The organism is Plastoroseomonas arctica, assembly GCF_018128965.1.
In the GTDB taxonomy this organism is placed as follows: Bacteria; Pseudomonadota; Alphaproteobacteria; order Acetobacterales; family Acetobacteraceae; genus Plastoroseomonas; species Plastoroseomonas arctica.
In genome coordinates, this window is sequence record NZ_JAAEDH010000028.1 from 24877 (window position 1) to 43143 (window position 18267).

19 protein-coding genes are annotated in these 18267 nt (G+C 70.1%); 7 read left to right on the top strand and 12 right to left on the bottom strand.

What is annotated here, in order from left to right; all coding sequences use genetic code 11:
• Positions 1-87: 87 nt before the first annotated feature.
• The gene (locus GXW79_RS19325) at positions 88-1059 is read left to right on the top strand and encodes a Bug family tripartite tricarboxylate transporter substrate binding protein (protein ID WP_211876086.1); all 972 of its coding nucleotides are present in this window, start codon (positions 88-90) and stop codon (positions 1057-1059) included.
• On the opposite strand, the gene GXW79_RS19330 is transcribed toward GXW79_RS19325, so the two are convergent.
• The 7 genes from GXW79_RS19330 to GXW79_RS19360 all read right to left on the bottom strand — a co-directional run bounded on the left by GXW79_RS19330 (position 1049) and on the right by GXW79_RS19360 (position 7917).
• Positions 1049-1504, bottom strand: a complete 456-nt coding sequence (locus tag GXW79_RS19330) for a YaiI/YqxD family protein (protein WP_211876087.1) — start codon at positions 1502-1504, stop codon at positions 1049-1051. The genes GXW79_RS19325 and GXW79_RS19330 overlap by 11 nt on opposite strands.
• Complete coding sequence (locus tag GXW79_RS19335) at positions 1501-2322, bottom strand: SDR family NAD(P)-dependent oxidoreductase (RefSeq protein ID WP_211876088.1); 822 nt, start codon at positions 2320-2322, stop codon at positions 1501-1503. The genes GXW79_RS19330 and GXW79_RS19335 overlap by 4 nt, the downstream gene beginning before the upstream one ends.
• 1 nt (position 2323) lies before the next feature.
• On the bottom strand, positions 2324-3127 hold the full coding sequence (locus tag GXW79_RS19340) for a crotonase/enoyl-CoA hydratase family protein (protein ID WP_211876089.1): 804 nt from the start codon (positions 3125-3127) through the stop codon (positions 2324-2326).
• Positions 3124-4122 (bottom strand): acyl-CoA dehydrogenase family protein, encoded by a 999-nt coding sequence (locus tag GXW79_RS19345; RefSeq protein WP_211876090.1) that lies wholly within the window; start codon positions 4120-4122, stop codon positions 3124-3126. Before GXW79_RS19345 ends, GXW79_RS19340 begins: the two co-directional genes overlap by 4 nt.
• Positions 4119-5255 carry an acyl-CoA dehydrogenase family protein gene (locus GXW79_RS19350; RefSeq protein ID WP_211876091.1) on the bottom strand — a complete coding sequence of 379 codons (1137 nt, stop codon included), beginning with the start codon at positions 5253-5255 and terminating at the stop codon, positions 4119-4121. Before GXW79_RS19350 ends, GXW79_RS19345 begins: the two co-directional genes overlap by 4 nt.
• Entirely contained in the window at positions 5255-6463 is a 1209-nt protein-coding gene (locus GXW79_RS19355; protein ID WP_211876092.1) for a CaiB/BaiF CoA transferase family protein, read from the bottom strand. The genes GXW79_RS19350 and GXW79_RS19355 overlap by 1 nt, the downstream gene beginning before the upstream one ends.
• 62 nt (positions 6464-6525) lie before the next feature.
• Positions 6526-7917, bottom strand: a complete 1392-nt coding sequence (locus GXW79_RS19360; protein ID WP_211876093.1) for an MATE family efflux transporter — start codon at positions 7915-7917, stop codon at positions 6526-6528.
• Between the two features lie 224 nt (positions 7918-8141).
• On the opposite strand from GXW79_RS19360, the gene GXW79_RS19365 reads away from it, so the two are divergent.
• Entirely contained in the window at positions 8142-8699 is a 558-nt protein-coding gene (locus tag GXW79_RS19365; RefSeq protein ID WP_211876094.1) for a TetR/AcrR family transcriptional regulator, read from the top strand.
• On the opposite strand, the gene GXW79_RS19370 is transcribed toward GXW79_RS19365, so the two are convergent.
• From GXW79_RS19370 to GXW79_RS19385, 4 genes are read right to left on the bottom strand one after another with little or no spacing between them, the layout of a single operon-like run.
• Entirely contained in the window at positions 8696-9001 is a 306-nt protein-coding gene (locus GXW79_RS19370; RefSeq protein ID WP_211876095.1) for a hypothetical protein, read from the bottom strand. The two genes, GXW79_RS19365 and GXW79_RS19370, sit on opposite strands and share 4 nt — an antisense overlap.
• The gene (locus GXW79_RS19375) at positions 8994-9986 is read right to left on the bottom strand and encodes a phosphotransferase family protein (RefSeq protein ID WP_211876096.1); all 993 of its coding nucleotides are present in this window, start codon (positions 9984-9986) and stop codon (positions 8994-8996) included. The genes GXW79_RS19370 and GXW79_RS19375 overlap by 8 nt, the downstream gene beginning before the upstream one ends.
• Positions 9979-11187, bottom strand: a complete 1209-nt coding sequence (locus GXW79_RS19380; RefSeq protein WP_211876097.1) for an acyl-CoA dehydrogenase family protein — start codon at positions 11185-11187, stop codon at positions 9979-9981. The genes GXW79_RS19375 and GXW79_RS19380 overlap by 8 nt, the downstream gene beginning before the upstream one ends.
• A gap of 12 nt (positions 11188-11199) precedes the next feature.
• Positions 11200-11949, bottom strand: coding sequence for an SDR family NAD(P)-dependent oxidoreductase (locus GXW79_RS19385; protein ID WP_211876098.1), 750 nt, complete (start codon positions 11947-11949; stop codon positions 11200-11202).
• 90 nt (positions 11950-12039) lie between these two features.
• On the opposite strand from GXW79_RS19385, the gene GXW79_RS19390 reads away from it, so the two are divergent.
• The 3 genes from GXW79_RS19390 to GXW79_RS19400 are packed head-to-tail and all read left to right on the top strand — an operon-like array spanning position 12040 to position 15081.
• Positions 12040-12780: an SDR family NAD(P)-dependent oxidoreductase gene (locus tag GXW79_RS19390; RefSeq protein ID WP_211876099.1), complete on the top strand. Its 741-nt coding sequence runs from the start codon at positions 12040-12042 to the stop codon at positions 12778-12780.
• A gap of 60 nt (positions 12781-12840) precedes the next feature.
• Complete coding sequence (locus GXW79_RS19395; protein ID WP_367614972.1) at positions 12841-13902, top strand: NAD(P)-dependent oxidoreductase; 1062 nt, start codon at positions 12841-12843, stop codon at positions 13900-13902.
• A gap of 21 nt (positions 13903-13923) precedes the next feature.
• Complete coding sequence (locus GXW79_RS19400) at positions 13924-15081, top strand: MFS transporter (protein WP_367614973.1); 1158 nt, start codon at positions 13924-13926, stop codon at positions 15079-15081.
• Here GXW79_RS19400 and GXW79_RS19405 read toward each other — a convergent pair.
• Positions 15059-15673, bottom strand: coding sequence for a M35 family metallopeptidase (locus tag GXW79_RS19405; protein WP_211876100.1), 615 nt, complete (start codon positions 15671-15673; stop codon positions 15059-15061). The genes GXW79_RS19400 and GXW79_RS19405 overlap by 23 nt on opposite strands.
• 139 nt (positions 15674-15812) lie before the next feature.
• Between GXW79_RS19405 and GXW79_RS19410 the strand changes: the two genes are divergently transcribed.
• On the top strand, positions 15813-16622 hold the full coding sequence (locus tag GXW79_RS19410) for an enoyl-CoA hydratase (RefSeq protein WP_211876101.1): 810 nt from the start codon (positions 15813-15815) through the stop codon (positions 16620-16622).
• A gap of 11 nt (positions 16623-16633) precedes the next feature.
• Positions 16634-18259, top strand: a complete 1626-nt coding sequence (locus GXW79_RS19415) for an acyl-CoA synthetase (RefSeq protein ID WP_211876102.1) — start codon at positions 16634-16636, stop codon at positions 18257-18259.
• Positions 18260-18267 lie beyond the last annotated feature (8 nt).

An 18267-nucleotide genomic window follows, 5' to 3' on the forward strand; every position in this document is an offset into this window, starting at 1 on the left:
TCGAGGCTGCGTCAAGCCATCCGCACCCCCCTTGCGCAACGCACGCGAACCAGGGCCAATCGCGCAAACTGCCGGGAAGGAAACGCCATGACCAACGCCACCCTCAGCCGCCGCGCGGCCCTCGCGGGGATCGCCGCCACGTCGCTCGCACGCCCTGCGCTGTCGCAGGCCGCCTTTCCCAGCCGGCCGATCCGCATGATCATTCCCTGGGCCGCGGGCGGGACCACAGACGTGCAGATGCGCGCGATCTGCGAGGCGACGTCGCGCCGCATCGGCCAGCCGGTCATTGCCGACAACCGCCCCGGCGCGGGCGGCACGCTGGGTCCCGCGGCGCTGCTGAACCTGCCGCCGGATGGCTACACCCTCGCGCAGATCCCAATCAGCGTATTCCGCTACCCCCACATGACGGCGCGCCCGACCTTCGATCCGCTGAGCGATTTCACCTACGTCGCGCACCTGACCGGCTACCTGTTTGGGATCGTGGTGAAGGCCGATGCGCCGTGGCGCACGATCGGCGAGTTCCTCGATTTCGCGAAGGCCAATCCGGGCGTGGTGAACTACGGATCGCCGGGCGTGGGCACCTCGCTGCACATCACGATGGAGCAGATCGCCGGCCAGCGCGGCATCGAGTGGACGCATGTGCCGTTCCGCGGCATCGCGGAGAACATGCCCGCGCTGCTCGGCGGCCAGGTGCATGCGGTGGCCGACAGTTCCGGCTGGACGCCGCTGGTCGAGGCCGGGCAGCTGCGTCTGCTCTGCTCCTGGGGGCCGGAGCGCGCCAAGCGCTTCCCCAACGTGCCGACTCTGCGCGAGAGCGGCATCGATATCGTCTCCGCCTCGCCCTACGGCGTCGCGGGTCCGAAGGGGATGGATCCAGGCGTGGTGCGGGTGCTGCAGGAAGCCTTCCGCGCGGCGATGGACGACCCGCAGCATGTATCCGTGCTCGACCGCTTCGACATGCCGCCGATGTTCATGCCGGCCGCCGAATACGATGCCTTCGCGCGCCGACAATTCGCGGATGAGGGCGTGATGATCCGGCGGATGAACCTCAGGCTCTGAGCGCGGCCTGCAACACGCGGTCGAGTGTGGAGAGAAAGCGAGACCGATCGGCCTGCGCCATTGGCGCAGGGCCGCCGCCACCGGTCCCCATCTCGCGTAGATGCCGCGCCAGCTCTCGCCCGGCGACCGCGGTGCCGATGTTCTGCGGCGTGAACTCATGGCCCTTGTGGGTGATGACGCGGGCGCCTTTCTCCAGGCAGCGCGCGGCGAGCAGGATGTCGGCGGTGATGCAGACATCCTGCGGCGTCGCGTTATCCGCGATCCAGTCATCGGCCTTGTCCGCGCCTTCGCTCACGATGACCAGGCGGGCCTTGGGCAGCGGCGGCGGCCGCACCGGGCGCGCGCCGTTCGTCACCAGGACCAGCGGCAGGTCGAGCCGCGCGGCGACGCGATAGATCTCCTCGCGTACGGGACACGCGTCCGCATCGACGAGGATCGTGGTCACGCGGGCTTCGCGGGCAAGGGGGCGGGCGAGGCCAGCGACGTTTGCCCCGCACTCGTCCCGGCATCGACGGGAATGGTCTGCCCGGTGATCCAGCGCGCGGCCGGCGAAACCAGCCAGGCGATGGCCTCCGCGACGTCCCAGGCGGTGCCTTCGGTCTTGAGCAGCGTGGCCTCGGCGCGCGCGCGGCGGCCTGCCTCGTCGACGCCGCGCACAGCGACCATGGGCGTGAAGACGTAGCCGGGGGCGACGCAGTTCACCCGGATGCCCTCCGGTCCGTGATGCGCGGCCATGGCGCGTGTCATCTGCACGATCGCGCCCTTGGTGGTCGCGTAGAGCAGCCCCTTGTGGCCGCCCTGCAGCCCGGCGATGGAGGAGAGATTGACGATGTTGCCCGCCCCCTGCACGCGCATCGCCGGGATCGCGTATTTCGACATCAGCATCACCGACGCGACGTTCACGCGCATCGCGTGGTCCCAGGCCTCCGGATCCACATCGACGGCGTTGCCCGGCGGGCCGGAGATGCCGACATTGTTGATGAGAATGTCGAGCCTGCCCCATTCGGCCAACGCGCGCTCCACAGCTGCCTGGCAATCCGCCGCGCGGGTAACGTCGCCGGCGATGGAGGCGGAGGTGCCGCCCTCGGCTGCGATGGCTTGCGCCGTGGCGCGCATCCAATCCGCCTCGACATCCATCAGCAGCACGCGCGCACCGCGCCGCGCGAGGATGATGGCGGTGGCGCGGCCATTGCCCACACCCTCGGTGCGCGACCCCGCGCCGGTGACGATGGCGACCTGGCCGGCGAGCGAAATACTGTCCATTTTAGCGGCCCTCAAAGCTGGGCGCGCGCTTTTCCAACATGGCGGCGACGGCCTCGCGATGGTCACGTGTGTCATGCGCCAGCGCCTGGAAGGCGGCCGACATTTCCAGCAGCGTCGAGAGGCGCAGATGTTGCCCCTCGCGCAGCAGACGCTTGGTGAGGCGCACCGCCTGCGGCGGGTTGGCCGCAATCTTTTCCGCCAGCGCGCGCGCCGTCGGCAGCAGGTCATCCGGTGCCACCACGCGCGAAACCAGCCCGCAGGCCAGCGCCTCGGCGGCGTTGATCGCCTCGCCGGTCAGCGACATCTCTAGCGCCTTCGACATGCCCACCACGCGCGGCAGCAGAAAGGCGCCGCCATCGCCTGGCACGATGCCGACCTTCACGAAACTCTCGGCAAAGATGGCCTTCTCGCTGGCGATGCGGATGTCGCACATGCAGGCGAGGTCAAGCCCCGCGCCGATGGCCGGCCCGTTCATCGCGGCGATGGTGGGGATGTCCAACTCATACAGCGCGAGCGGGATGCGCTGGATCCCGCGCCGGTAGCTCTCGCGCATCTCCGCCGCCGTGTCGCCCTGCGTGATGCCGGTGCGGTCGCGCATGCCCTTGAGGTCGCCGCCGGCGCAGAAGGACGTGCCCGCACCGGTGAGGATGATGCAGCGCACCGTGTCGTCGCGCCGCAGGGCTTCGACGGCATCGACCACCTCGTCGCATTCGCCGCGCGTCGAGATGGCGTTGCGCTTTTCCGGCCGGTTTAGGGTGAGGGTGACGATGCCACCCTCGCGCTCGCTGATGATGAAGCCAGTCATGGAGCAATCCCCTCGTCGCGCGCGGTGATGTCGGGCCAGAGTGCCGCGCCGCCGCGCGCCTGGGCTTCGGCGCCGATGCGCTGCGCCCAGAAGCGCTCGGTGCCGCCCTCCTCGCGCCAGGACCAGAGGCGGCGGGTGAAGTGATGCAGGCTGTGATCCTCGGTGATGCCGATGGCAGCAAAAACCTGATGCGCGATGGCGGCACATTTGCCCGCGGCCTCGCCGGCGATGATCTTCGCGCAGCCGATCTCGAACGCCGCGCCCGCCAGGCCGCGTTTGTCGGCCGCGCGTGCAGCGGAGCGTGCCGCAACGGAGGCGCAGGCGCTCTCCTCGGCGAACTCCGCGAGCTGCTGCTGGATGGCCTGGAAGCGTCCGATAGGGCGGCCGAACTGCACGCGGGTATTGGCGTAGTCCACGGCGAGGGCGAGGATCGCGCCGAGCGCGCCGGCGATCTGCGCAGCGCGGATCAACGCCGTGAGGCTGCGCGCCGACCCATCGCCGAAGGATTCGGGCAGGGTGACTTCGGCGAGCGTCGTCGCATGTTCGATCACGTCGCGTGGCTCGCCCGAGATGCTGGCGCGGCCATTTGCAATGCCGCCGGCCAAGATGTGCAGGCGGCGCCCATGGACCGTGGCGACGCGCGTCGCGAAGGCGCCCCAGGGGACCGTGCCGCCGGCGGCTGCGAAGGTCAGCACGCCATCCTCCGGCACTTCGAGCCCACTCGCGGCGAAGAGCATCGCGGCGACCATGTCCTCGGCCAGCGGCACCGGCGCGCCGTGATGGCCGAGTGCCATGAACAGCTCGGCGGCGGTCTCCAGTCCCAGCCCGGCGCCGCCCTGGTCCTCCGGCACCAGGGCGAGTCGCAGCCCCATCGGCGCCAGCGCATCCCAGGCCTGCCTGGGGAAGCGCCGCGCTTCGACCTCGCGCATCGTGGCCGCGTCGCAGTGTTCGGCGAGCGCGCGCGTCACCTGATCGACAAGCATGGTGTCGCTCATCGCAGGCCGAGCTCCTTGGCGATGATTCCGCGCATGATCTCGCGCGTGCCGCCGCGCAGGCTGAAGGTTGGCGCCACTTGCGTGAGGTAGGCGTGCATGCGGCGCACTTCCTCGGGCATCGTGTCCATGTCGGCCATGCGGCGGAGGTTGCCCGGAAGCGCCTGCTCGTAGCTGTTGCCGAGGTCCTTCACGAGGGCCGCCTGGCGCACCGGATCCTCGCCATCCTCCAGCATCCCCGCGATGGACAGCGACATCCGACGCAGCGCCCACAGCCGCGCGACCTCACGCCCCAGCGGCTCCGCGGCGGCGGGGTCGTCGCGCAGGGCCGTCACACTCTCGGCGAGCAGCGGATAGGAGGAGAGAATGCGATCCGGCCCGCTGCGCTCGAAGGCCAGCTCGCTCGTCGCCTGCGCCCAGCCAGCGCCTTCCTGGCCGATCAGAGCATCCTCGGGCAGGCGCACATCATCGAAGGTGATCTCGTTGAACGCTTCCTCACCGGTGAGGTCGCGGATCGGGCGGATGGTGATGCCCGAGGCGCGCAGATCGACCAGCACCTGCGACAGTCCCTGGTGCCGCGCGCCCTTCTCCGGCGCGGGCGAGGTGCGCACCAGCGCGATCATGTAGTCGCAGAGATGCCCGAAGGTGGTCCAGAGTTTGCGCCCATTGAGCACCCACCCACCGGGCACACGCTCCGCCCGCGTGCGCAGGCTCGCGAGATCGCTCCCGGAATCAGGCTCCGACAATCCGATGCAGAAGGCGAGTTCGCCGCGCGCGATGCCAGGCAGCAGCGTGCGCCGCTGCTCCTCGGTGCCCAGGCGCAGGATCAGCGGGCCGGATTGTCGGTCGCCGATCCAATGCGCGCCGGCGGGCGCACCAGCGGCGAGCAGTTCCTCGAGCACGATCAGGCGCTCCATCGCGCTGCGGTCATGGCCGCCGTAATCGCGCGACCAGCCCATGCCGATCCACCCCTCGCGCCCGACGGCGAGGGAAAATTCGCGGGAGAAGCCCATCCAGGATCGCGCACGGATTTCGGGTGTCCAGTCGCGCCCGGCCTCGCGCAGGAAATCGCGCAGGCGGGCGCGCAGCGCGGCGGCCGGTGGCGGGTCGCGCAACGGGAAGCGAAGCCCCTCCATCACACCAGCTCCGCGGCACGCGCGGCCGCGATCTCCGCGGCATCCATGCCGGCGAGCTGGGTGAGGATGGCATCGGAGTGCTCGCCGGGCGCGGGAATGCCGTGGCGATATCTAATCGGCGTGACCGACAGATGCAGCGGGCTGGCGGCAACGCGCACCTTGCCCGCCTGATGGTGCGGCACCTCGACGATCATGCCGCGCTCAAGGATGTGCGGGTCGTTGGCGATGTCCTCGGGCGTGTTGATCGGGCCGGAGGTGATCTTGGCGTCGCGCAGCACGGCCAGCCATTCGACGCGGGTGCGCGTGACCAACACGTCGCGCATCATCGCCAGCACCTCGGCGCGATTGGCGACCCGGTCGCGATTGCGCTTGAAGCGCGGATCCTCAGCCCATTCCGGATGGCCGAGCGCGGCCGCGAGGCGGATGAACTCGCGGTCGTTCAGCACGCCAATCACGAATTTCGCGTCGGAGCCATTGAACACGCCATAAGGCACCGCGACAGAGGCATCGTTGCCGGTACGCTGCACGCGGAAGCCCGCATTCAGCCAGGCGGAGAGCGGGTGCTGCAACAGCGACGTCATCGTCTCGAACAGGTTCACGTCGATGGCCTGGCCCTGCCCGGTCGCGTCGCGGTGCCGGATCGCCGCGAGGATGGCAATGGTCGCGGATTGCCCGGTGAACATGTCCGCGATCGGGATGCTGACGCGCATCGGGCCACCGCCGGGCACGCCATCGGGCTCCCCGGTCGTGGCCATGACGCCGGCCATCGCCTGGGCCACAAAATCGTAGCCGGAGCGGTCGGCATAAGGCCCCGTCTGGCCGAAGCCGGTGACCGAGCAATAGATCAGCCGCGGATTGACGGCGAGCAGGTCGTCGGCACCCAGGCCATAGCGCGCCAGGGTGCCGGTGCGGAAATTCTCGATGAGGATGTCGGCCTTGGCGACCATGCGCTTGAGGATGGCCGCACCCTCCGGCCGGGCGAAATCGAGCGAGAGCGAGCGCTTGTTGCGATTGAGCGCGACGAAATAGGTGCTGTCCTCGCCGCCCGTGACGAAGGGCGGACCCAGCGCGCGGAGATCATCGCCATCGCCGCGCCGCTCGATCTTGATGACGTCCGCGCCGAGGTCGCCCAGGGTCATCGCCGCGAGCGGCCCCGCGACCACGCGGGTGAGATCGAGCACAACCAGCCCGTCGAGCGCCGAAGCCATGCGTTGTTCTCCCTAAGGCGAACATTCTGGCGCGCTTCGACGGGGCTGGATAGGCGGACCCTTCAGGACTGGCCCTTGAACCAGGCCCCGCGCCCGATCGCCAGGGCGAGCGTCACGCCGTACACGACCATTGCCGCCGCAAGGGCCACGAAGACCCAGCTCAGCGACCCTGTCAGGCGCAGCGCGAACCAGCCTCCCAGCACCGCGATCAGCATGCGCAGCACGGAGGTGAGCAGGGGCCAGAACAGGCGCCCGGCCCCCTGAGAGGCGAAGTAGAGCGCCAGCCCGAGGCCGAAGAAGCCATAGGTCGGACCGACGCGGCGCAGATAGTCAGCGCCGACGCGCAGCATGGTGGGATCATTGCCGAACAGGCGCAGCCAGGCCTCGGGCCAGATCGCGGCCGCGACCCCGATCGCCTCGCAGATGCCGAAGGCGAGCGCCCCGCCGAGCATGGCGACCCGCAGCGCACGGGCGCGCTGCCCCGCGCCGACGTTGGTGCCGACGAGGGCGACCAGCGGCGAGCCGAGCCCGAAGACCAGCGGCACCAGCAGGTATTCCAGGCGGCTGCCGACACCGTAGCCGGCGACGCCCTCGGTGCCGCTCGCGGTCGCGACGAGGGCGGTGGTCAGCGCCACCGTCAGTGTCGTCTGCAACGTGTTGATTGAGGCAACGGCGCCGACCCCGAGGATATCGGCGAACATCCGCCACCGCAGCTTCGACAGCCGCAGTCGCGCGATGCTGCGCCCCGACAGCACAGCCCAGGCGAGCACCACCGCGGTCAGCGCCGTGCCGGCGATGACGGCATAGCCGGCGCCGGCGATGCCGAAGGCCGGCACCGGGCCCCAGCCATAGATCAGCAGCGGCGAGAGCGGCACGAGAAGGGCCACGCCCGCGATCACCGCCGCTGAAGGCAGCGCCATGTTGCCGCCGCCGCGCAGCACGCTCGCCAGCGCATTGCCGATCCAGAGCAGCAGGCCGCCGGCGAAGACGACATCCGAATAGCGAACCGCCGCTTCGAGTGCCGCGCCCTCACCCCCCATGGCGACGTAGATCGAGCGCCCGAACCCGATGAACAGCGCGGCGAAGCCGAGGCCGAGCAGGCCGTTGATGATCAGCGCGTGCAGCACCAGGGCATCCGCATCCGCCTGGCGTCGCCCACCGAGCGCGCGCGCGATCGCGGAGGCGATACCGCCGCCCATCGCGCCGGCCGAGATCATGGTCATCATCATGTAGCCGGGGAACACGATGGCGATGCCCGCCAGGGCGTCCGGGCCGAGATGGGAGACCCACCAGGTCTCGATCAGCCCCACCGAAGCCTGGGCGAGCATGACCAGCATGTTCGGCCAGGCGAGGCGCAGCAAGGTTGTCAGGATGGGTCCGTTCAGCAGCAGCCGCGTGCGCGGGTTGACGGCGACCGAAGCGGTGGGCGCGGCGTCAAGGGCGGCGGCGCTCATGCCGCGCGCTCCGGGCGGGCAAGGCGAAGCGCCGTCGCGCGCGAACGGCTGCAGCGATCAGTGGTGACGGTGCCGAAGCCGGCGCAGGTGAGCGCGGTTGTTTTGGGCATGCGAACCTCGGGCGATGGGAGGCCGTTTGATTACGGTCGCCATGATTGACTTTAGATTGCGGACGCCACTAATATTGTCAAGCGGGAAAACACGACCGCGAATGGGGTTGAGCGATGAGGGTTTCGAAGCAGCAGGCCGCGGCCAACCGCGAGCGCATCCTCGACGAAGCGGCGCGGCTGTTCCGCGAACGCGGGCTCGCCGGCGTGGGCGTGGATGCCCTAGCCGCGGCGGCGGGGATGACCCATGGCAGCCTGTACAGCCAGTTCGGTTCGAAGGAGCGCCTGGCGGGCGAGGCGATGCGCCATGCCCTGGCCGGCAGCGCGGCGCGCAGCGATCAGGCAGCCGATCTCCAGGCTTATGCCGAGAGCTATCTCTCCACGCGCCACCGCGATGCGCCAGGCAGCGGCTGCGTACTGGCGACGCTCGCTGCCGAAGCGGCACGCCAGGATGGGGCTGTGCGCGAAAGCGTCACCGCCGGCGTGCGGCGCATGGCGTCACGGATCGCGGGGTTGCTCGCAAAACGCCGAGCCGGCGATGAGGCGGCGGCCCTTGGCGTCGCGGCGACGATGGTGGGCGCGATGGTCCTGGCCCGTGCGGTGGATGACCCGGCATTGTCCGAGCAGATCCTCGCGGCCGGTCGGGCGGCGGTCGCGCAACGCGCTGCCGACTAGTCGTCGCGCAGCGCGCGCGGGTTGGAGACCGCGCACCGCGCGCGGGCCATGGCGAGGAGGCGGGCGGCGATTTCGTCATGCTGCGGAGTGCCGGGATCGTAGGCGCCGGCCCGGATCAGCGCGGCGTCGGGCGGCGCCGGCCAGGCTGTCGCGTCGCGCGCGGCGCGGGCGGCGATGGCCATCGCATTGGCGATCATGCGCGCGGCAAAGGCGTGGGAGGCCGGCAAGGCGGGCAGCAGCTCCGCGAGCAGCAGGGCGCGGGCGGTCTCCAGCAGGTCCGCGGCATCGGGTTGCTCATGCATCGCGGGTCTCCACCATGCGAAGGATTTCGAGCTCCAGCTCCGGCACGATATGGCCGGTGAGCGCCAGCTCCAGGCTGCGCTCGACACCGGAGATGTGGCGCTCGGCCTGGTCGATGGCGATGGTCGCCCAGCGGATATGCGCGGCCAGTTCCCACCAGCGCACGCGGGCATCCTCGACCGCGCCATACCCTTCATAGAGTGCCGCGCGCGGGCCGATGCCGCCGGCCTCCCGCGCGACATTGCCGAAACGCCAGCAGCGCGCGCAGAGCCAGCCGAGATCGGCCGCCGGGTCGCCCCAGCCGGCGAATTCCCAATCGAGCACCGCGGTGATCCCGCCATCATCCACCATGATGTTGCCGGTGCGGAAGTCATTGTGGGTCAGGCGCGCGGGCACCGGCGGCGGCGCGGTGCGTTCGAGGTGGCGCAGCCCCCATTCCAGCGCGGGTCGCGGCTCACGCTGGCGATCCAGCGCCTCGCGCTGGGCCGCGATGAAGGCGCGCCCGGCATCCACGGGTGCCGCGCCAAGAAATGCCAGATCATCACGCGGCGGCGCGATGGAATGGATGCGCGCGAGTTCGCGACCCATCGCCTGGGCCAGTGCGGCGCGTCCGCCACCGAGCGTCTCGCTTTTCACCACACGGTGTCCGGCGGCCACGCCCGCGACGCGTCGCATGACGAAGAAGGGCGCGCCGGCGATGGCTGGGTCCTCGCACAGGAAGAGAGGTTCCGGCACCGTCACGCCCGCCGCGCGCGCCGCTCGCAGCAGCGCGTACTCGGCCGCTCGTGGCAGCGAGACCGCGAGGGTTGCGGCATTGTCCGTCCGCAGCACCCAGGCCTCGGGTGCGCCATGTCGCACCACATCAAGCGCCCAGTTCTGCTGGATGGCGCCGCCCGAAAGCAGCGACGCTGCCTCGATGCGCAGCGCCGCATCGCCACTCACGCTGCGCAGGTAGCCCTCGACCGCGGCGCGCCGCGCATCATCCATGCGGGCCGCCCCAGGCGAAGAAGCCGCTCCCCTCCGCGCGCAGCGTGTTGGCGATGACCATCCGGTGCACCTCGGAGGCGCCATCGACCAGCCGCGCCTGGCGCGCATAGCGGTAGATCCACTCGATCACCGTGTCCTTGGAATAGCCTTTCGCGCCCAGCAATTGGAGCGCCGTGTCCACCGAGCGCTGCAGCGCATCGGCGACGACGATCTTCGCCATCGAGACCTCCTTCTTCGCGAAGGAGCCCTGATCCAGCATCCAGGCCGCGTGCATCGTCAGCAGGCGACCCGTCTGGATGTCCATGGCCGCCTGGCCGATCAGGCCCTGCACGCTCTCCCGGTCCAGCAGCACCTTGCCAAAGCTCTGGCGCTGGGCGACGTGCGTCATGGCGATTTCCAGCGAGCGCTTGGCCAGCCCGAGCCATCGCATGCAATGCGTGAGGCGCGCGACGCCCAGGCGGATCTGCGTCACCTTCAGCCCGTCGCCGATGCCCATCAGGCGGTCCTCGTCGGGGATCTCCAGCCCGTCGAATACCAGCTCGCAATGCCCGCCATGTTCCTCGGGCCCCATGATCGGGATGCGGCGCACGATGTGCCAGCCCGGGCTGTCGGCGTGGAACAGGAAGGCGGTCAGGCCCTTGCGTTCATCATCCGACGTGCGCGCCATCAGGATGAAGTGCTTGGCGTTACCGGCACCGGTGATGAACCACTTGCGGCCGGTGATCCGCCAGCGGTCATTGCCCACCGGCTCGGCCTTCGTATAGGTCAGCGAGGGGTCGGAGCCCGCGCCATCGGGTTCCGTCATCGCGAAGGCGGATTGCACCTCCCCACGGATGATCGGCATCAGCCAGCGATCCTTTTGCGCCGGCGTGCCGACCTTCTCCAGGATCATCATGTTGCCGTCATCGGGGGCGGCGGAATTGAACACGACAGGGCCGAAGATGGAGCGATTCATCTCCTCATAGCAGGCCGCCATGCCGACGCGCGTGAGCCCGCCGCCGCCGAGTGCGACCGGCATCTGCAAGGCCCAGATGCCCTCGGCCTTCGCCTCCAGCCGCAGCCGCGCGAGCACGGCCGGGGCGATGTTCTCGTGCTCGTCGAAATTCGCGCGGTCGGCTTCGAGCGGGATCAGCCGTTCGTCGACGAAGCGGCGCACCCGCGCGCGGAGCGCCTCGACCTCAGGGGAGAGGGAAAAATCCATGATGGCGCAATCCTAGAGGCTGTTGATCGAATGGCCGCCATCGACGGTGATGGTCGCGCCCGTCATGTGCGCGCCGGCCGCGGAGGCGAGCAGCAGCAGCGGGCCGGTGAGATCGTCCGGCGTGCCGAGGCGGCGCTGGGGCACGCGCTTGAGCATCGCCTGGCCAGGCTCGCTCTCGAAGAAGCCGGCGTTGATGTCGCTGGCGATGTAGCCCGGCGCGATGGCGTTCACGCGGATGCCGTAGCGCGCGAACTCCACCGCCATCTGGCGCGTCATCTGCAGCAGCCCGGCCTTGGCGGCGGTGTAGCCGGCGACACCGGGGATGATGCGCAGCCCGAGGATGGAGGCGATGTTGACGATGCTGCCGGCCGCCTTCGCTGCGACCAGCCGCCGCGCACCCTCCTGCGCGACCAGGAAGCAGCCGCGCAGATTGACGTCGAGCACGCCGTCGTAGTCCGCCGCCGACATCTGCAGCACAGGCTTGGTCACCGCGATGCCGGCATTGTTCACGATGATGTCGCAGGGCGCGCCGAACGCCGCCTCGACAGCGGCGAAGCAGGCGAGGACGGAGTCCGGCTGCGTCACGTCGAGCCCGACCGCGACGCTGCCCTCCCCGAGCGCCGGCACCGCCTCGACGCGCCGCGCGGCCAGAGCCACGCGCGCGCCGGCCTCATGCAGCACGCGCGCGAAGTGACCACCGAGCGTGCCGGAGGCTCCGGTGACCAGCGCCACGCGACCTTCCAGCGAAAAGAGCGAATTCATGCGGTTCCGTCCCTGATTGCCGCATGGGACCATCGCGCGCCGCGCCGGGCAAGGGCATGCTTCGGCGGTGCAGCGAGAGGAGAGATTGGCATGGCGAAGGTGGCGTTGGTGACGGGGGCGCAACAGGGGATCGGGCGCGCGATCGCGATCGGCTTCGCGCAGGCGGGCTACGACGTTGCGGTCAACTGGCTCGACAATGAAGCGGCGGCGAAGGAGGTCGCGGAGACCGTGGAAAAGCGCGGCATGCGCGCCCTGCTGCTGCGCGGCGATGTCGGCGTGGTGGCGGAGGGTGCGGCGCTCGTCGTCGATACCGTGGCCGGCCTTGGCGGCATCGATGTGCTCGTCAACAACGCCGGCATCTTCCCGCGCGTCGAGTTCCTGGAGATGAGCGAAGGCATCTGGGACGCGGTGCATGACGTGAACCTCAAGGGCAGCGCCTTCTGTGCCCAGGCGGCGGCGCGCGCGATGGTCGCGGCGGGCACGCGCGGTTGCATCATCAATCTCTCCTCCCAGGCGATGCGCGGCACGCCGCTGGGCGTGCATTACAGCGCGACCAAGGCGGGTGTGGCGGGCCTGACCCGCGCTATGGCGCTCGCACTCGCGCCGTACGGCATCCGGGTGAACGCGATCGCGCCCGGCCTCACCGACACCGCGCAGCCGCGCTACGGCAGCAGCGAGGATGAGCTGGTCGCGATGGCGGCCGCGCTGCCCATCCCGCGCCTGGGCACGCCGGAGGATATCGCGGGGCTCGCGCTCTACCTCGCCTCAGACGCGGCAAGCTGGGTCACCGGCCAGACCATGCACATCAATGGCGGCAGCTATATGCCCTGAGTGGCTTGCGCGGCGCGGTCGCTGCCTGGAAACTCGCACCGAAGAACCAAGGAAACGCCTGTGTCCGAGCACCGTCCCAACGCCCCGTTCCGCGTCGGCTACATCGACTTCGTGCCGCACCCGGCCTTCCTGGAGACGGCGGCAGAGGATCCGGCGCTGGAGATCGTGCGCATCGCGGCCGACCAGCCCGAGGCGGCGATCCTCGCGGCGTTGGCGGAGTGCGACGGCTACTACGTGATGGCGTCCCGCGATGAACTGGCCAAGCCCTTCCACGTCACCGACGCGCTGCTGGCGCAGCTGCCGCGCCTGCTGATCGCGGCGAGCTACGGCGCCGGCTACGACACCATCGACCCCGAGGCGGGCACGCGGGCCGGCGTGCTCATCGTGAACCAGGCCGGCGGCAATGCGGAGGCCGTGGCCGAGCACGCCGTGGGCATGATGCTCGGCCTGCTCAAGCGCTTCCCGGAATGCCATGCCGCGATGCGCGCGGGCGGTGCCGCGAACCGCAACGCGTTCATGGGCCGCGACATCCTGGGCAAGACGGTGGGGCTGTTCGGCCTGGGCAATGTCGGCACTCGTGTCGCCGAAATTTTGCGCGTGGCCTTCCGCTGCCGCGTGCTGGCCTGCGACCCCTACCTCGACGCCGCGACGGTGACCGCGCGCGGCGCGGAGAAGATGGAGAAGGCCGAGATGCTGGCGACTTCGGATGTCATCAGCGTGAACTGCCCACTCACTAGCGAAACCCGCGCCATGATGGACGCCGAGGCCTTCGCCACGATGAAGCCGGGCGCGATCTTCGTGACCACCGCGCGCGGCTCCATTCATGACGAGGCGGCGCTGGAGGCCGCACTCGCATCCGGCCACATCGCCGGCGCCGGGCTCGACGTGTGGGAACAGGAGCCGCCGCCGGCCGATCACCCCCTGCTGCACCATCCGCGCGTGATCGCGACGCAGCACACGGCGGGTGTGACGCATGAGAGCCGCAAGCTGATCACCTCCATCGCGGCGCAGGCGTTCTCCGACGTCGCGGCCGGGCGGATGCCGCCGCGCATCATCAACCCCGCGGTGATCCCCGCCTTCGCCGAGCGCTACCGTGCGGCGCGGGGCCGGGCGATCGGCTGAGGCTCCAAGGCATGGTCCGCCGTGGCTGAGCCGTCGCGCAGTCTCGTCGTCATGGCGCTGGGCACGACCCAGACCCTGGCCTGGGCGTCGAGCTACTACTTGCCGGCTATCCTCGCACGCCCGATCGCGCGCGACCTGGCGGTGTCAGAGACGGTGGTCTTCGCCGCCTTCTCCGCCGCCCTGTTGCTCACCGCCGCCCTCGGCCCCGCGGTGGGACGGGCGATCGACCGGCGCGGCGGCCGCGACGTGCTGGTCATGTCCAGCGTGGTCTTCGCGGCCGGCCTGGTGATGCTGGGCTGCACGCAGGGGCCCTTCATGCTGTTCGCCGCATGGCTCGTCCTCGGCGTCGCGATGAGCCTGGGGCTCTACGATTCCGCCTTCGCGACGCTGGCCGGCCTCTATGGGCGCGAGGCGCGCGGCGCCATCACCGGCATCACCCTGATCGCAGGCTTCGCCAGCACCATCGGCTGGCCGGTCACCGCGGCGCTGGATGCGGGCCTTGGCTGGCGCGACGCCTGCTTCGCCTGGGCCGCGCTGCACCTGGTCCTGGGACTGCCGGTCAATGGCATGCTGGTGCCGCGCGCCCCGCCGCCACCCGCCGCGCAGCCCGCGGCCGAAGGTGCGGCGCCACGCCGCGCGCTCGTCATCCTCGCCTTCGTCTTCGCGGTCGCCGGCTTTTGCGCCAGCGCGCTTGGAGCGCACCTGCCCGGCCTGTTGCTGGCGGCCGGAGCGAGCCCGGCCGGCGCCATCCTCGCGGCCTCGCTGGTGGGGTTTTCCCAGGTCGGCGCGCGGATCGTCGAGTTCTCGGTGCTGCGGCGGATGCACCCGCTGCTCACAACGCGCCTCGCGTTGCTGACGAACCCGCTCGGCGTTGCGGCGCTGCTGAGCTTCGGCGGCCCGGCCGCGGCGGTGTTCACGGTGCTTCACGGCGCCGGCAACGGCATGCTGACCATCGCGCGCGGCACCCTGCCGCTCGCGCTGTTCGGCCCGGTCGGCTACGGGCTGCGCCAGGGCTTGGTGACGGCGCCCGCGCGCGTGCTCGTCGCTATCGCCCCGCTCGCCTTCGGCCTGCTGATCGAGCGCGCGGGGCAGCATGCGCTGTTGCTCACGGCGGGCCTTTGCCTGTCTGCCTTGGCGAGCCTCGCGCTGCTGCGGATCAGCGCGGCAGGCCCTCGATGAAATACTCGTAGTTGTCGGCGTTGGAGGAGGCGCGCTGCCAGTCGGTCTTGGCGAGCAGGCGGGCCGCGCGCGGCTGGTAGACATGGTCCATGGTGCGGGCCGCGAGATGCGAGAATTCATGCACCAGGATGCCGAACCTCGAATCCTGGCCCTCCGTACGGGCGCGGAAGAAGGGCGGGCAGACGCCGACGGTCTGCACGGCCGGCCGCATGTAGCCCATCTGCCCGCGCGAGCAGGTCTTCATGTCGTTGCAATGCAGCGTGTAGGTGTTGCGCTGTTCCATGCGCGCGAGGGTGAGGGTCAGTACCTCGCGCATCACCTTCGGCGGCGTGTCGCCGAACCAGAGCCGCACATGCGGGTCGTTCGGAGTGGCCGCCAGGAAGCGCAGCCCTTCGCGGATACGGCCGCGCGCCACCGTATGGGCCTCGTTCACCATCGCCGCCTGCTCGGGCGAGCATTGCGGCCCTGGGGCGACGGCGGCACGCGCCACGACTTCGGGCGAGGCCACCGGAATGGCCTCGCCATAGCCCGCGGCGCAGGCGCCGAGCGTCGCTGTCACGAGGAGAGCGAGGGAAGAACGCGCCAGCCGCATGCACCATCATCCTGTGATATCGAATGCACCGGATGATGCCGCAACGAAGCAGCCGCGGCCAGCATCCGTTTGGCAACCGGGTCGCCATGGCCGGGAAGCGCGCCCCGGCGCATACTGCGTCCACGGGAAGGAGATGATCATGGCCGACGGCATGCCGCATGCCCCGCTTGTCACGCGCGCCGACTCAGATGCCGTCGTGACGCTGACGCTCAATCGGGCTGCGGCGCGGAACGCGCTGTCGCGCGCGATGATGGCAACGCTGCGCTCGGCGCTCGAGGATATCGCCGCCGAGGCGAGCCTGCGCGTCATCGTGCTCGCGGCCGAAGGGCCGGTCTTCTGCGCCGGGCACGACCTGCGCGAGATCACCGCGCACCGCACCGATACCGATGGTGGCGCCGGGTTCTTCGCCGCGACGATGGCGGATTGCGGTGCGCTGATGCAGGCAATCGTCCATCACCGGCTGCCGGTGATCGCGGCGGTCGAGCATGTCGCGACCGCGGCGGGCTGTCAGCTCGTCGCCTCCTGCGACCTGGCGGTGGCCGGCGCAGGTGCGCGGTTCTGCACGCCCGGCGTAGATATCGGCCTGTTCTGTTCCACACCTGCCGTGGCGCTGGCGCGCGCGGTGCCGCGCAAGGCGGCCATGGAGATGCTGCTGACCGGCGCCATGATCGACGCCGGAGAGGCGCTGCGCATCGGGCTGGTGAACCGCGTGGTGCGAGAGGGCGCTGCGCTCGAGGAAGCCGTGGACCTTGCGCGTGGCATCGCGGAACGCTCCGCGGTCGCGGTGCAGATGGGCAAGCGCGCCTTCAACGCGCAGATCGACGCACCGCTGGCCGAGGCCTATCGGGTCGCCTCGGCGACGATGGTGGAGAACCTGCTGGCGGCGGATGCGGCGGAGGGGATCGGCGCCTTCCTCGAGAAGCGCCCGCCGCGCTGGCAACATCGCTGAACGGAGGATCCATGGTCGATTTCACGACGGGGCTCGAACGCGGCCCGGCGAACCATCAGCCGCTCACGCCGCTGCTGTTTCTCGAGCGAACCGCAGCGGTGAACCCTGGCCACATCGCCGTCATCCATGGCGCGCTGCGGCGCGACTACCGCACGCTGCGCGCACGCTGCGTGCGCCTTGCTTCGGCCTTGGCGGCGAACGGCATCGGGCGCGGCGACACGGTCGCTGCGCTGCTGCCCAACATTCCCGAGATGTTGGAATGCCATTACGGCGTGCCGATGGCCGGAGCGGTGCTCAATGCCATCAACATCCGCCTCGATGCCGCGACCATCGCCCACATCATCGAGCACGGCGAGGCGCGCGCGATCATCGTCGACACCGAATTCATGCCGGTGCTGCGCGCCGCGCTGGCGCAATGCGCTGCGACGCCGCTGATCATCGAGGTCGATGATGCGCTCGCGCCCGCATCCGCGCACGGCGCGACGCTGGGCGGCGTCGGCTACGAGGCGCTGCTCGATGAGGGCGATGAGAACTTCGCCTGGCTGATGCCACTCGATGAGTGGGATGCGATCGCTTTGAACTACACCTCCGGAACCACCGGGCGGCCCAAGGGCGTGGTGTATCACCATCGCGGCGCGCAGCTGCTCGCAACCGGCAATGTGCTGTCGGCGGGCATGGGCAAGCACCCTGTCTACCTGTGGACGCTGCCGATGTTCCACTGCAACGGGTGGTGCTTTCCCTGGACCGTCTGTGCGGTCGCCGGCACCCATGTCTGCCTGCGCGCGGTACGCGGTGCCACGCTGTGGCAGCTGATGGCCGATCATGGCGTCACGCATATGTGCGGCGCGCCGATCGTGATGGCGACGATGCTGGCCACGCCTGAGGCCGAGCAGCGCGTGCTGGCCCACCCGCCCCAGTTCATCACCGCCGGCGCGCCGCCGCCCGAGGCCGTGCTGGCTGCGATGCGCGCGGCCGGATTCTCCGTCTGCCACGTCTATGGGCTGACCGAATGCTACGGCCCCTCCGTCGTCAATGAATGGCACGCCGCCTGGGACGAGAAGCCCGCATCCGAGCAGGCGGCGCTGATGGCACGCCAGGGCGTGCGCTACCTGGCCCTCGAGGGCCTCGACGTCATGGATGCCGCGATGCGCCCCGTGCCCGCCGATGGCGCGACGATGGGCGAGGTGATGATGCAGGGCAATGTGGTGATGAAGGGTTACCTGAAGGATCGCGCCGCGACGGAAGCGGCATTTTCGGGGGGCTGGTTCCACACCGGCGATCTGGCGGTGAAGTACCCCGACGGGTATATCCAGATCAGGGATCGTTCCAAGGACATCATCATCTCGGGCGGCGAGAATATCAGCTCCATCGAGGTCGAGGACGCGCTCTACAAACACCCCGCCGTCGCGGTTGTGGGCGTGGTCGCCAAGCCCGACGAGAAATGGGGCGAGACGCCTCTCGCCTTCGTCGAGTTGAAGCCCGGTGCCAGTGCCACGGAGGCGGAGCTGATCGCCTTCGCGAAGCAGCATTTGGCCGGCTACAAGGTGCCGCGCGCGATCGTCTTCGCGGAGATCCCGAAGACGTCGACCGGCAAGATCCAAAAACACCTCCTGCGCAGCCAGGCCCGGGGGGACTGATCGCGGAG